Origin of the sequence: Photobacterium angustum, assembly GCF_002954615.1 — a bacterium.
GTDB classification, from domain to species: domain Bacteria; phylum Pseudomonadota; class Gammaproteobacteria; order Enterobacterales; family Vibrionaceae; genus Photobacterium; species Photobacterium angustum_A.
The window spans coordinates 1,435,328-1,448,453 of record NZ_MSCJ01000003.1 but is presented as its reverse complement, the minus strand read 5'-3'; the positions used below and the strand labels follow the sequence as shown (position 1 = coordinate 1,448,453).

The 13,126-nt window shown below is 36.4% G+C and carries 16 protein-coding genes; 15 read left to right on the top strand and 1 reads right to left on the bottom strand.

Annotation, left to right across the window (positions count from 1 at the left end; genetic code table 11):
- The first annotated feature begins 36 nt into the window (after nt 1-36).
- The 9 genes from BTO08_RS21330 to BTO08_RS21275 all read left to right on the top strand — a co-directional run bounded on the left by BTO08_RS21330 (nt 37) and on the right by BTO08_RS21275 (nt 7,547).
- Complete coding sequence (locus tag BTO08_RS21330) at nt 37-441, top strand: DUF1801 domain-containing protein (RefSeq protein ID WP_105062549.1); 405 nt, start codon at nt 37-39, stop codon at nt 439-441.
- Nucleotides 442-706: 265 nt separating this feature from the next.
- Entirely contained in the window at nt 707-1,183 is a 477-nt protein-coding gene (locus BTO08_RS21325) for a GNAT family N-acetyltransferase (protein ID WP_198038536.1), read from the top strand.
- Between the two features lie 553 nt (nt 1,184-1,736).
- Nucleotides 1,737-2,201, top strand: coding sequence for a hypothetical protein (locus BTO08_RS21320; RefSeq protein WP_105062548.1), 465 nt, complete (start codon nt 1,737-1,739; stop codon nt 2,199-2,201).
- Between the two features lie 103 nt (nt 2,202-2,304).
- Nucleotides 2,305-3,594: a hypothetical protein gene (locus tag BTO08_RS21315; protein WP_105062547.1), complete on the top strand. Its 1,290-nt coding sequence runs from the start codon at nt 2,305-2,307 to the stop codon at nt 3,592-3,594.
- Nucleotides 3,595-3,745: 151 nt separating this feature from the next.
- Nucleotides 3,746-4,375, top strand: coding sequence for a LysE family translocator (locus tag BTO08_RS21305; RefSeq protein WP_105062545.1), 630 nt, complete (start codon nt 3,746-3,748; stop codon nt 4,373-4,375).
- A 475-nt stretch (nt 4,376-4,850) separates the two neighbouring features.
- A complete protein-coding gene (locus tag BTO08_RS21295; protein WP_105062544.1) occupies nt 4,851-5,333 on the top strand; it encodes a YbaK/EbsC family protein in 483 nt (160 codons plus the stop codon).
- Between the two features lie 712 nt (nt 5,334-6,045).
- Nucleotides 6,046-6,693, top strand: coding sequence for a hypothetical protein (locus tag BTO08_RS21285; RefSeq protein ID WP_105062543.1), 648 nt, complete (start codon nt 6,046-6,048; stop codon nt 6,691-6,693).
- Between the two features lie 115 nt (nt 6,694-6,808).
- Nucleotides 6,809-7,300, top strand: coding sequence for a hypothetical protein (locus BTO08_RS21280; RefSeq protein ID WP_105062542.1), 492 nt, complete (start codon nt 6,809-6,811; stop codon nt 7,298-7,300).
- Nucleotides 7,301-7,328: 28 nt separating this feature from the next.
- On the top strand, nt 7,329-7,547 hold the full coding sequence (locus tag BTO08_RS21275; RefSeq protein WP_105062541.1) for a hypothetical protein: 219 nt from the start codon (nt 7,329-7,331) through the stop codon (nt 7,545-7,547).
- A 201-nt stretch (nt 7,548-7,748) separates the two neighbouring features.
- Here BTO08_RS21275 and BTO08_RS21270 read toward each other — a convergent pair whose 3' ends face one another.
- Nucleotides 7,749-8,648, bottom strand: coding sequence for a LysR family transcriptional regulator (locus tag BTO08_RS21270; RefSeq protein ID WP_105062540.1), 900 nt, complete (start codon nt 8,646-8,648; stop codon nt 7,749-7,751).
- A gap of 108 nt (nt 8,649-8,756) precedes the next feature.
- Here BTO08_RS21270 and BTO08_RS21265 point away from each other — a divergent pair, with 108 nt between their 5' ends.
- From BTO08_RS21265 to BTO08_RS21240, 6 genes are all read left to right on the top strand, one after another.
- Nucleotides 8,757-9,221, top strand: coding sequence for a DMT family transporter (locus BTO08_RS21265; RefSeq protein WP_105062539.1), 465 nt, complete (start codon nt 8,757-8,759; stop codon nt 9,219-9,221).
- Complete coding sequence (locus BTO08_RS21260) at nt 9,221-9,664, top strand: DMT family transporter (RefSeq protein ID WP_105062538.1); 444 nt, start codon at nt 9,221-9,223, stop codon at nt 9,662-9,664. The genes BTO08_RS21265 and BTO08_RS21260 overlap by 1 nt, the downstream gene beginning before the upstream one ends.
- A 4-nt stretch (nt 9,665-9,668) precedes the next feature.
- Nucleotides 9,669-10,682: a Gfo/Idh/MocA family protein gene (locus BTO08_RS21255; RefSeq protein WP_105062537.1), complete on the top strand. Its 1,014-nt coding sequence runs from the start codon at nt 9,669-9,671 to the stop codon at nt 10,680-10,682.
- Between the two features lie 135 nt (nt 10,683-10,817).
- Nucleotides 10,818-11,255 carry a GNAT family N-acetyltransferase gene (locus BTO08_RS21250; protein ID WP_105062536.1) on the top strand — a complete coding sequence of 146 codons (438 nt, stop codon included), beginning with the start codon at nt 10,818-10,820 and terminating at the stop codon, nt 11,253-11,255.
- Between the two features lie 74 nt (nt 11,256-11,329).
- The gene (locus tag BTO08_RS21245; RefSeq protein WP_277949273.1) at nt 11,330-12,040 is read left to right on the top strand and encodes a sulfite exporter TauE/SafE family protein; all 711 of its coding nucleotides are present in this window, start codon (nt 11,330-11,332) and stop codon (nt 12,038-12,040) included.
- 433 nt (nt 12,041-12,473) lie between these two features.
- The gene (locus BTO08_RS21240) at nt 12,474-12,998 is read left to right on the top strand and encodes a chloramphenicol phosphotransferase CPT family protein (protein WP_105062534.1); all 525 of its coding nucleotides are present in this window, start codon (nt 12,474-12,476) and stop codon (nt 12,996-12,998) included.
- Nucleotides 12,999-13,126: the final 128 nt, after the last annotated feature.

Here is a 13,126-nt window from a genome sequence, read left to right as displayed (position 1 = left end):
TAAGCGTGATATGTTCTTATTTATAGGATCAAACGAATGGATTTAAGTGTTGCACAAAAATTTGAAACTTATCCTGATGAAGTATCAGAGTCTCTCTTAGTTATTCGTTCTCTTATCATAAATACAGCAAATGAACATGGGATTGCTGATTTAATCGAAACACTAAAGTGGGGAGAGCCAAGTTATATTTCTAAAATTGGAAGTACTATTAGATATGACTGGAAACCCAAATCCCCAAATGAATATCGTATTTACTTCCACTGCCAAACAACCTTAGTTGATACCTTTAAAGAGGTATACGGAAATGCCTTTGAGTATGAAGGTAATCGGGCATTAATATTTAAGCTTGGCGACGATGTACCAACTAAAGAGTTGTCACACTGTATATCTATGGCGTTACGCTACAAAAAGCTAAAACACCTTGATTTGTTAGGTGCTTAGAACATATAACAGAGTAATTAAACAAGGATAATACGCTGTGGGCTTGTTTCTATTGTCGGTCAACAGGCTCTGAAATTAGTCGTGGTAAATAATACACATCTGAATAAGTTGGTATTTATTTGCCTACGAACATTCTACGTTTGAACTTTAGATTATGTAGAAGTGTGCTAATTACTTTATTAAGAGTTATGTGAATACTCTCTACCAAAAGAAAAGTAAAGAATCAGGTTTAGTTTATTTATCTGACTTCTTAGGGAGAAGTTTAGTGATCACAATAAGGAAAGCAATCCAAGCAGATGCGGTTTTAATTTGTGAGTTGAGAAGCCGCGCAATCTTAGATAAATTCTCAGCGTACTACAGTAAAGAACAGCTTTCATTGTGGACTGATGGGGGAGTGTCTGACGGATTCATTCAAGATGTAATGGAAACTTTCTATGTTTCTGTCACTGATGGGCGAGTTATTGGTAGTGGTAAGCTCAATATCGAAACAGGTATGGTTGATGCTATTTTTGTTGATCCTGAGTACTGTGGAATAGGTGCGGCAAAGCAGATGCTTACTTTTTTGGAAAACTTAGCTAAAGAAAACGGCCTATTATTGCTGAAATTAGAATCCACCATAAATGCGGCGCCTTTCTATCGCTCATGTGGGTTTATAGGGGAGAAACTATCCACCTATTATTCACCAAGAGGTATTAGTTTGGATTGTATTCCAATGCAAAAGCCACTGGTAAAGCACGTTTAATAAACTCATTTTTGCCCCCAAATGGCTTGAGGTAATTCATTGACCACAAATTACGGTTGTGGTAACTCTTCTACCACAACTTACCACTAATTGAGATACCATCAAAAGCATGTCAGTCCAATGGGCTAGTTCTCTTGGCTAGCTCATATCAGCCCCAAAGTTACTTAGAACAAATACTCATTCATATTATGATAACGTGATTTTGTATTAGCTTTATTTACTGTGTATATAAACAGTTTAATGACACGTGGTGATTTTATCGCATGAGTTCTGTTTTTAATAAGAAATATTTCTTGTTAAAAACGGAATAAAATCCATAACCGATTGAAAATTAATTAATTTAACATTCTATATTGTATTAAATAAGACTGATTAAATACATTTCTTACTTTTCACATCCCCTCACAAAGCGTTGTGTGTAAAAAAGTGCTATCAACTTCATGATATATAAAGATTATATCGAGTATAATAAAAGCTTTTTATGAGTATATTTTTGCGCGGAAGTAAGAATGCTTATTAATATACTGTTAGTTTCTCAAAGGAATGTTGAAAGATGGAGTATGCAAAAGAATATACGAAAAAAGAGGTGATTATTCGGCTTTCACTATTCGCTTCCCTTGGATTTGTAGCAATTGTTGCAAACAGCTATTGGTTTCAACCAATGGTGGAAGATTTTGGTAACCGCCCCCATTGCTATGAATTTTGGGGTTTTAATGGTGCAGACTATGTGTGGCACATATTGTTTATTGGTCTCCCACTATCGTTATTTATAATAGTAGGTATTGCTATGTTTCCCCTTGGAATTAAAGGGATAAAAGAGGGGCGTTTTCCCCCAAGGTCGGTGAAGGTATATAAACGGACAGCCATCAAAACAGGTGCAATTGCTTACTTTAAATCGGTAATTTGCATTCTTTCTCCAACCGTAGTTTTGATTCTTTCTATATGGGGTTACACTCAAGTGAGTGATATGCCACCAATTGACAAGCAAAAGCTCGATTACAGTTTGTGCCAAAACTAACAAGGCACTCAAACTGACCTCCAACACGTGGCACTTTTGCTTCGCAAAGTATATGCCACGGTTTCCGGCAGCTTAGTGCGGCGTTATACAAATGAGGTAATTCATGAGTGAATTAATTGAAAAGGCAATCGCAAGGATACTCTACAATAAGCTAATGGAGCATTTTGATGATTTAGAGTCACTTAGTCAGATTCAAAGTTCCCAAGATTTCGCTCTTGTATGTGAACTTGAAGACTCTCTTAAGGGTGACCGAGAAAATTCAAATGTAGATTACTACCTAGTAGTTAGTGCTTGGAGCGAAATTTATAATTCAGTTAAGCAATTGAATGAAAATTACAGCGATCTGATTGGTCATATATCAAAAGAGTTTGATGTGATAATTAATGATGACTTTGCGCTTTCTGGAACGTTATATGACCATGAAAAGCTATTTGTTAGAAAGCTTGGTGCAACATGGATTACAGAATATAGAAGTTATCTTGTTGAACTTAACACGATAATAGTTACTTTCAAAATTAAGTTGTTGAGTTATGGAACGGCAAATATTCAGGATGAATTCTTTGATAGTTATTCTGTAATTAATAATGAAAATATTAAGTTCAATAAGTCAAATTTTAATGGGAAATCAGTATACCTAGATACAAACGCAGTTCAAGTGTTAGCGGCAGACCGGAAAGTAAGAGAGTACATATCTAAATCTGAGGTTGGTTTTGTTTATAGCTCTTTTTTAATCGAAGATGCTGTAAACAGTAATCCAGTTTTCTTAAGCTCGTTCTTGTCCGATTTGCAATTGATAACTGACGGAAATATGGTTGGTTATATGGATGCGGGGCTTTGTTATGTACATGAAAAAATAGAAGATACTATTAGTAGAGTTAAAAAATACTCTAAATTAACAAAGCTGTATGAATCAAAAATAATGAACGATGTCATTCAGCACTTTCATTTCTATCCAGAGCTAAGAAAAGGTAGGGAGTTGAGTAATACAATATCTAACGATTTGGTAGGTTACTTTAAGGGTAAGGAAAAGAAAGACCTAACAGGTTACGATAAAATAGTTTCTCAATTTTATAATACAAGTATTGGAGAGTTTGTTCATTCTGGTGATATTGGTAAAGTTGATGATTATAGGGACACGATTGAGAATTTAAGTGATCTATTTGATTTTGTAAACTTCGAAACTGAGCATGTAAAATTTTCTAACAAGAACAAAATTGCAAGCTCTTACAGGGATAGACAGCATTTAGAGCATGCTTATATTTGTGATTACTTTGTTTCAGATGATACTAGATTAAGAAACAGAGCTCAGGTTATTTTTGAAATTCTAGGTGCTAAGACAAAATCGATAAGTATAAATGAACTGAAATCTCATATCAAAGCAGGAAGTCTGTAAATTTGTATAACAAACAATTTAAGAGTGATTCAGCACGCTTGGCATTTTTGGTTTGAGTTAAGTCCAGTGTTTACGGTGGTCAAATTGAGTATAGTGGTCGCGTGCTTCACACCTTAATTGGGCGTTAAATGCACCTCGGAGTATTGTCGTAATGGAAGTGAACACCTTATTATTGTTTGTAATTGCAGCTCTATCTATAAACCTGATACCTGGGCCTGATGTAATTTACATTGTAACGAATACAATGAAAGGGAAAATGAAGTCAGGTATCAAAGCTTCACTGGGTTTAGGTGTTGGATATTTGATTCATACATTAGCTGCTGTTTTAGGTCTTTCTGCATTAATTCTTAGCTCTGCATTTTTATTTACGATAATCAAGTGTTTAGGTGCGGCTTACTTACTCTATCTTGGCGCAATATCAATTATTAATTGTTACCGTAACAATTCTAAAATTTGTGTGGATATTTCAGATGAAAAACAAAGTAATATTTTCAAGCAAGGCGTCATCGTTAGTGTATTAAACCCTAAAGTCGCAATGTTCTTTTTAGCATTCCTGCCTCAGTTTATTGATCCAACGGCAATTAATGCTACAGGCGAATTGCTGACTTTAGGTTTGTTATTTAGTCTGTTAGCAACAGGTTGTAACTTGTTCTATGCCAGTTTAGGAAGCATTTTGTTTAGCAGTCCTAAAGCTCAGAAATACTCAAGAACACTTGAAGGAGTATCAGGTACAATCTTAATTGGTTTAAGTGCAAAGATAGCCTTAAGCAGCAATAAATAGTGCATATAACAAATAAGGATATGTGTCGCGCAGACGATATCTATCCGAAGTGTTGGACAAGCCCAAGCCACCTTATATAAGTAAATATTGAAAATATCATGAAGGGTGATGCCAAAAAGAAGTCGAGCCTTATCAAGTTGGTGTGTAATGCGACGTAGAGCACGACTATAAGCATCAATTGTAGCGGGACGTTTACCTTGCAAGGTGAGATGGGTAAGGTATTGTTCATAAGAATATTCTGAACGATGTTACTGTGATTTGTTCATGATAAATATTCCTTTTTGAGAGGTGTATTTACCGTAGTTAAGGTTGTGGGTTTTGACTCTACCGCGCAGCGGCTTCGTTCAACAAGTCATTTCAGCAGGACAAAGAACAGCTGGTTTTTGCTCGTTCCTCGCTAATTTTAACCAGCTATTTATTACCTCTGAATGAGGCGTTATGCTTATCGTCGAATTAGCGAGATTAAGGAGGATATATGTCAAAGGAATTGAAGTCTTCATCATTGAAGGTACAAGAGTTTTTGTCCCGAAACGGCCAAGATTTTGTTGTCCAGGAAATGCCTAGTTCTACACGTACAGCATCTGATGCCGCTGAATCTATCGGATGTACTGTTTCTCAAATAGCGAAGTCGGTAATCTTTAAGCATGGAGAAACCGGTGAACCTGTGCTAGTTGTTGCGTCTGGCTCTAATATGGTGTGCGCTGACAAAGTTAAAGAAGCTACAGGAATTGTTCTTACCAAAGCAGACGCTTCTTTTGTTCGTGAAAAAGTTGGTTACGCTATCGGCGGTGTACCACCAGTCGCTCACAATTCATCAGTCCACACAATTTTGGACAAAGATCTGAATCAGTATTCTGAAATTTGGGCTGCTGCGGGAACACCTAATTCAGTGTTTAAGCTCAATCCGCAGAAATTGGGTGAACTTACACAGGGCCAGTGGGTAGATTTGGCAAAATAAACATAACAGGGTGTTATGTGGCTAAAAGTAATGAACTATGCGTTAGTTTTAGCGTTTAAGGTGGTGTGCGGCAGCTTTTGTATTGCGTTGCTCACCGCTTGCTATCAAATATCAAACAAATACTAATTGACGATACTAATGTTAATTTCCTTATATCAAGAGTGTGAAAGAGTTGGGGGGTTTGGACTTTGATACTTCAACAATAAAAAAAGCGTGTGACCATGTATCATTTACTTTAATTGAAGCACCTTTCGAGCGTGGTGTGGTTAAGACAGAATTTGATTTAACAGTTTGCTATTCAGCAAGCTCATAATAGCCCCAATGTAGCTTAGGAAAAATACTCATTCATATTGTATTAATGCGTTTTTGGATTAGTTTTATTTACTGCGTATATAAATAGTTTAATGACATGTTGTTATTTTATCGCATGAGTTCTGTTTTTAATAAAAATATTTCTTGGTAAAAACAGAAGTAAAATAATAACAAATTGAAAATTAAGTGATCATAATTTCCGTTTTGTATTTAATAAGACTGAATAAATACATTTCTTACTTTTTACATCCTTTCATAAAGCGTTAAATGTAAAAAAATGCTACCAATGTCGTGATAAAAAAGATCAAATCGAGTATTGTAAAGGTATTTATGAGTATGTTTTTGCACAAAAGTAATAATGCCTATTAATATACTTTATTCAAAATAAGGAATGTTATGGATGAGTGAAATACAAGAAATAAACCTTAATAAAGTTAAGGTTAAGCTTGCTGATACAGATGATCCGGTAGCTTCAAAGGTAAGTTGGAATCCTGTAAACCCAGGTGGCTCCAACTTTAAGTCTCAAAAAATGACAATATTCGACGACAAAATCATTATAAAGAAAACAATCGGCGCATATATTTTTGCACTAGTGTTCACTGTGCCAGGAATCTTGGCACTAGTCATTGGGGGGCCTTACTTTCTGCTCTTTAACAGTAACATTGTTTTAGGTCTTTTTATGATTGTATGGGGAGGAATGTTTGGTGGTGCAGGAATACTAATACTCAAAAGAGATAAAAATTTTACTATAGACAAATTTAATGGCTCTTACTACAAAGGAAAAGAGTTTGATAATTTAAATTCACAAGACCGTTTTAAACAGGGTTATGTTAAAGATATTTATGCTATACAACTTATTAATGAGAGAATTCAATCAAAATCAAGCAATGGCAGGTCAAGTTCATATACTAGCTATGAACTGAATTTGGTTTTTAAAGATGGCGAACGAATTAATATAATGGATCATGGAAAAGGAAAAGATATAGCTGATTCCGCTAAATATCTGGGTAAGTTTCTGAACGTGCCAATTTGGAAAGCTCAATACTAAAAATGCATAACAAAGCTCTTTTCAAACACACGCCATTCTCGCTTCGCTCAAAGTATTGCCGTGTGTTTTTTGCCGTTTATAGGGGCGTTATATTTTTAACAGGGATGGTGGAATTATGAAAAAACTAGTTTCTTACGGTGTTCCGCTGATTGCAGGCATGCTTCTGTGCTTTCTATACTCAACTGTTTATCATTCTGAGTGGTATACCAAGTCTGCTGCACTAGCTATAATCACTTTGTTTCAAACCTTTCACGTCGAGCATTTGATCGCACAACTTCCATTTCCGGAAGCTAGTCTAGTACTTGATTTAGTTCGTGCTGTAGTCTTAAGCTCACTATTTACAACTATATTAGTGTTGCTAACTGTAAAGCTAAAAATACTAGCTCATAACTCTCAACTTATTACTCTTGGTGTGCTATTAGCTTGTATTACTGAGTTAGTATCGCCGATAATTATTTTAACGTTCTTGAAGCAGGGGGCATTAGAATCATTGCAAGAATTGAATTTAACACTATTTGAGCGGCTACCAGTTACAGTAGCATCTTGGTATTTACCACTTGTAGTTTTAGTACTTTTTTCAATGATGGTGGTAAGAATAAAAACATAACAAGGCGTTATGTGTAGTGGAGTAGCCAATGATTGAGATTGGAAAAGTTGGGTTAATCGAATCTGGAGATGATATTGGTTTTCAGGTAAAAGTCATTGATGCCCCTGAGAGTACTGGTGGTGTTCTTATACTTACAGGAAAAAATATTTGCAATCCAAATCTAGAGATATTTGATAGCTGGGTGTCAAATAAAGAAGAACTTACATGCTACTTCAAAGAATCTAATTGGATAATAAAGTGGCTCTAAACAGAGCAATATATAACAAGACCATCAAACATCGCGTCCTAAGGAAGCTGAACTTGCAAACACGCTCGCCGTTTATGGCTACGTTATCCTTACTTTTATTAATATCTACCCATCAGAGTCCCTAACTCATTTTTGTCCATACATGAGTTAGTCTATTCGGCTAACTCATCATTACCTCTTTTCCTGTTAGATAAAAGCTTATTACCAAATCTGGCTCTTATCACTCAATTTTTGTTCTAAATAATCAAGAAATACCTTCAATTTTGCTGGCATAAATGCACGTTCAGGATATACAGCGTATATGCCGTGTTCGGGTAACTGATATTGTTCCAATATTGGCATTAGCGTGCCGTTGTCTATCTCATGTTCAACAAGGAAAAGTGGCATTTGGCAGATCCCAATATCATCAAGCATCAGCTGTTTTAGAACATTACTGTTATTTACCTGAATGTTACCTTCTGGCTTAATTCGTTCTAAGCCGTTGGGACCATAAAAAGTCCACTCTATGCCAGATCTGAAATAGGAATAATACAAACAGTTATGTTGTTTTAGATCGTTTATCGCTGTTGGTGTTCCGTATTTTTCAAGGTATCCAGGTGATGCGCAAAGTACGCTGTGACACGGCGATAACTTACGAGCCACTAAATTTGAATCCGATAATGCTCCGATTCTAAGTGTCATATCCAATCCATCTTTTACTAAATCGACGACTTTATCATCCATCGATAAATTTAGTTTTATATCTGGATAAAGATGCAAAAACTCACTGAGTAAAGGGGCAATATGAAGCTCACCGAATACCATAGGGACGCTTACTTTAAGATGACCTTTAGGAGAGCCCTGAAGACTGCTGATAGCATCCTCACCTTCATTGACCAAAGATTTTGCTCTATGTATGTAGCTATAATATTGCTCTCCCGCCTCAGTTAAGCTTAGTTTCCGTGTCGTCCGTTGAATAAGCTTGGCACCTAGGTGAGTCTCTAATGCGCTAATTCGTTTGCTTACCGCTGACTTGGTTATTCCGAGTTTGCGGCTCGCTTCGGAAAAGCTACCCAATTCTACGACGGCTGTGAATATGGGAATGGTTGAAAATGTGTCCATCTAATATTGTTAACTTATAGGAAACAAAGGGTTCAAAATATAACGGATTATCAATATAAAAGAAACGCTATATATTGCATCCCAACAGATAACCATTGGAAAAATAATATGAAAACTCAACCATTTCATTTATCTCTAGCGATGGCTGGGGGAGTAACACTCGCCAGTATGATCGCACTTAATAGTCATATGGCATTTTTTAGCTCCCCTTTACTTGCATCTTGGGTTGCACATGGCATCGGTGCTGTGGTCTCTCTTATTGTATTGATGATCGCCAGTATTTTAATTGGGAAAAAAATATCGTTATTACCTAAAACTAAAACCCCAATTTGGGCTTATTTAGGAGGTATACCAGGCGCTTTCACTGTGATTTTGGCTGCGATTACTGTTAATAGTCCATTGGGATTGTCTGGTTCACTCGCACTGATCATGGCAGGTCAGGTGCTATTTGGACTTGTTTGCGATTCTTTTGGCTTGTTTGGTTTGGTTAAACGGACAGTGAATTCTCATGATTTTATTGCATTAATCTTGATGGTAGCAGGTTGTTTAATGACATTATTCGGTAGGGGGTAATGATGACGCTAGTTATATTTCTTGCACTATTGAATGGTTGTTGTATCAGTTTTTGCCGAGTGCTTAATGGAAGACTTAGTCAGGATACCAGCGCATTTTATGCATCGTTTTGGAATCATGTTGTAGGGTTTATTTTTCTGAGTTTTGTCGTTTATTTTTCATCTACTGTTCCGGTTAAAACCATTATGGATGCTCCTGTGATAGCTTGGCTTGGCGGTGTGATGGGGGCTTTGTTTGTCGCTCTTAATAGTTATGTGTTATCAAAAGTTGGCGCAACGCTGACAGTAATACTTGTCATAACCGGTCAATTGCTGACGGGAGTTGTTTGGGATGCTATCAGTAATGGTGTAGAACTCGCCCCTTTATTGGGTATTTTGTGTATCCTTATGGGAATATTGGTCACTAAGCGCGGACAAGACCAGAAAGCAAACATTAAAGGATAATAAGTTGAATAATCAGAAAGCATGCTGGGGTATTGCAGGACTTGGTAAAATTGCACATCGCTTTGTTTCAGACCTGACTATGCAAGTCGACAATGCTGAACTCTACGCTGTTGCGGCACGAGATAAACAGCGAGCTGATAGCTTTTCAAATCAATATGGTTGCCAAAGAAGTTATGGCTCCTACATAGAACTCGCAAACGACGCTAATGTAGATATTGTCTATATCGCGACTATTCACCCATTTCATAAAGGCTTGGTAGAATTATTTCTTAATAAAGGAAAGCATGTTCTTGTAGAGAAACCAGCATTCACAAACTTACAAGATTGGGATGCTATGTCGACGCTTGCTGAAGAAAAAGGGTTACTTTTAGTGGAAGCAATGAAAACAGTCGCATTTCCAGCTTATCAAGCAATGAAGCAGTTTATAAAAGAAAACAAGGTAGAAATTAACGCTATAGAAGCTTCCTTTGGTAATTGGCATGAGTTCGATAGTGATTGGCACTTATTTAATCCAAAGTTATGTGGCGGGGCTACTTTAGATGTTGGTGTATACGGTCTCTGGTTTTACGCTGATTTGTGTCGATTAACAAATACTCCTATAGAGAAACCAGCTGTCGAGTACGTTAATGATAATAGCCAAAGCGAAGTCGATGAAAATGTTGTGTTTAAGTTTGATGGCCAGATAAAAGGTGAAATTTGCGCATCGATCACGCGTAACCTCAAACGAGAAGCCATCATTCGAGGGCCTGAACTAGAAATTGTTATTCATAATAAATGGTGGAACCCAAAGAAAATCGACATATCGTTTAAAGGTGAACAAACACAAATTTCAGCGGCTGTAAGCGGAGGTGGGTTTGAATACGAGATAGAGCATATATCTTCGCTAATTCTAAATAAGATCAATTATTCGGATGTCATGTGTAAAAAAACGAGTCGGCAAGTTATTTCTATTATGGAAGAGTCTCTCGTTGAGAATGGCTTTGACTATCTAGTTTGTTCGAAACCCTCAAGTAATTGATAATTCATATAACAGTTAGTTAAATTTAGACTCCTCTATACTGATATGCCATTTGCTGTGTAAATTGTTCACTCGCATTTGGCATCTATCAGCAAGAGATGATGAGTTATCTATAGTTTTAGGTTTGAGAGTTAGATGTATACAACCCGAAAAGCAGAAAATAGTGATTATGAGTTCCTGTTCGAACTTAAGAAATCAGCAGAATTTAAACCGATTAAAGCAGTCTTTGGTTGGAACGAAAATATTCAAAGAAAAATTCATCGTGAAGAGTGGGACGAAGAAAAGCCGTTCATAATTGAAGTCGATGGAGTCGCAGCGGGGAGTTACCTTGTACAATTCCACGCTGAACACCTGTACTTTTGTCGTTTTTTCTTGTTACCAAAGTATCAGGGTAGAGGCATTGGTAGCCAAGTCTTGAAAACTGTTATTGAATTAGCTAATCAAAAGTCATTGCCTATTAAGCTCAGTTATTTACAAGGAAACCGAGTGGGACAATTATATAAAAGATTCGGTTTCGAGATTACTGGGCAAGACAAAGAGTTTGTATACATGCTCAAACCATGCTGTGCATGATAAAACCAACGTGGATGTTACTTATTTACCTTATTAGCACGCAGGTTAAATAACATTACAAGGGAAGTACTGTTATCGAAATTATATTAGGGATACTTGCTTTAGTAACTTCTATGATCGCCGCCGTCGTCGGGTTTGGTGGCGGTATGTTATTGATTGCTTTTCTACCTTCATTTCTTGCGCCAAGCCTTATCATCCCTACTCACGGGCTTGTTCAATTAGCAAGTAACTCATCTAGGATGCTGTTTTCAATTAATAAAGTGAGGTGGGGGCTGCTACCACGCTTCTTAATTGGCTCGGTGTTCGGTTCACTTGTCATCGGTTATGGTTTGTCTCATATATCGATGGATTATGTTCCATTGGGTATCGGTCTGTATATTTTACTTAACTTATGGAATCCGCGTTTTTCTAAAGCTGTCAGTAAGTATGAAAACTATTACTTGATCGGCTTTCTACAAACAGGATTAGGGCTTGTTATTGGTGCTCCTGGCCCGCTTGCTCTGACGGTGTTAACGAAACAGCTTAAGTGTAAAGATGAAATCATAGCGACCAGTTCGTTATTTATGTCTATCAGTCATTTAGCCAAGATCCCCGTGTACCTTGTACTTTCCTCGGAACTCCTTGCTGATGTACCTGTCATTGTTGTTATGGTTATAGGGGCGGTGATGGGGTCATATATAGGTACAAAGCTTCGCTTCAAGGCAAATAATGCCGTTCTTGTTAAAATGATAAAGATATTACTGACGCTATTAGCTCTGCGTATGATAGTTGAAGTTTTATTTTAAGACGGTTTCTGCTGTTTAAATAAATGTATTCATGATTTGGTTTTGGAACTCTATTTAATGGTTTGCTTTGAAAGTTGAGTATTATCCTTAGTGTGAACCAAAATTTTAATACCCTCGGTTATAGTTATATATTCTTTAATTATAAAGTGGTAATGCCATTATTCTGATTATGTGTCGTGTTGTTTGATATATTTAATGATTAATATGTCTCGCGATGTATTTAATTGAGAAGTAATGCGATAGAACACACGACTATGGTTATCATTAGTTATTGCTCATTTACCGTATAAGGTGAGATGAGTAAGGTGTTTATTTATAAAATAATACCAACGATGTTGTTACTCTGTATTCGCCGTAGTTAAGTTGTGATTTTCACTCTTTTATACAACATCTCTATTGAATAAGTCATTAAATTAGAAAAAGGAATCTAATTATGCATCCAGACGTAATTTTGCTCAATGGAACAGGAAGTTCTGGTAAAACAAGCTTAGCTAAGGAGCTACAAGAATTATTATCAATACAATATTTAAATTTTAGTATTGATAGTGTTTTATATGCTTTACCTCCAACAGATCTAAGACTAATGATAGAAGGAAAGCCTATAAACCGTTCTGGATACGATTATGGTCGATTAACCGAAGGCTACCACAATAGTGTTAAAGGGCTACTAGAAGCTGGTTGTAAACTCATTATCGATAATGCTTGGATAAATGAAGATGAAATTAAAGCACTAGAAAGAACGTTGAGTGGCTTTCATGTAGTACGAGTCAAAGTAATGTGCCAATTGAATGTTTGTGTCGCACGAGAATTAGCTCGAGGGGATCGTGCAATAGGCTTAGCTGAATCTGAGTATCCATTAGTTCATAAATTTATGAATTATGACGTAACAATCGATACAAGTGATATAAAGCCAAAAGAAGCAGCAATGCATTTACTTAAGAAATTAGAACTCGATTGATAACAAAGTATAAGTAAATAGTTGATGTCTCTAGAAACTGGCATTTTATGAAATTTATTATTGTTCGCCACCACCAGACATCATATTAGAACTGCGTTTTACAGCGAAATAACAAGCGAAAGAGAAGT

What these genes read in the sequence shown, in the direction of transcription:
- BTO08_RS21305 (WP_105062545.1), top strand. Translation starts at nt 3,746, where the DNA reads ATGGAAGTGAACACCTTATTATTGTTTGTAATTGCAGCTCTATCTATA.
- BTO08_RS21315 (WP_105062547.1), top strand. Translation starts at nt 2,305, where the DNA reads ATGAGTGAATTAATTGAAAAGGCAATCGCAAGGATACTCTACAATAAG.
- BTO08_RS21250 (WP_105062536.1), top strand. Translation starts at nt 10,818, where the DNA reads ATGTATACAACCCGAAAAGCAGAAAATAGTGATTATGAGTTCCTGTTC.
- BTO08_RS21285 (WP_105062543.1), top strand. Translation starts at nt 6,046, where the DNA reads ATGAGTGAAATACAAGAAATAAACCTTAATAAAGTTAAGGTTAAGCTT.
- BTO08_RS21320 (WP_105062548.1), top strand. Translation starts at nt 1,737, where the DNA reads ATGGAGTATGCAAAAGAATATACGAAAAAAGAGGTGATTATTCGGCTT.
- BTO08_RS21260 (WP_105062538.1), top strand. Translation starts at nt 9,221, where the DNA reads ATGATGACGCTAGTTATATTTCTTGCACTATTGAATGGTTGTTGTATC.
- BTO08_RS21330 (WP_105062549.1), top strand. Translation starts at nt 37, where the DNA reads ATGGATTTAAGTGTTGCACAAAAATTTGAAACTTATCCTGATGAAGTA.
- BTO08_RS21265 (WP_105062539.1), top strand. Translation starts at nt 8,757, where the DNA reads ATGAAAACTCAACCATTTCATTTATCTCTAGCGATGGCTGGGGGAGTA.
- BTO08_RS21295 (WP_105062544.1), top strand. Translation starts at nt 4,851, where the DNA reads ATGTCAAAGGAATTGAAGTCTTCATCATTGAAGGTACAAGAGTTTTTG.
- BTO08_RS21275 (WP_105062541.1), top strand. Translation starts at nt 7,329, where the DNA reads ATGATTGAGATTGGAAAAGTTGGGTTAATCGAATCTGGAGATGATATT.
- BTO08_RS21240 (WP_105062534.1), top strand. Translation starts at nt 12,474, where the DNA reads ATGCATCCAGACGTAATTTTGCTCAATGGAACAGGAAGTTCTGGTAAA.
- BTO08_RS21270 (WP_105062540.1), bottom strand. Translation starts at nt 8,648, where the DNA reads ATGGACACATTTTCAACCATTCCCATATTCACAGCCGTCGTAGAATTG.
- BTO08_RS21280 (WP_105062542.1), top strand. Translation starts at nt 6,809, where the DNA reads ATGAAAAAACTAGTTTCTTACGGTGTTCCGCTGATTGCAGGCATGCTT.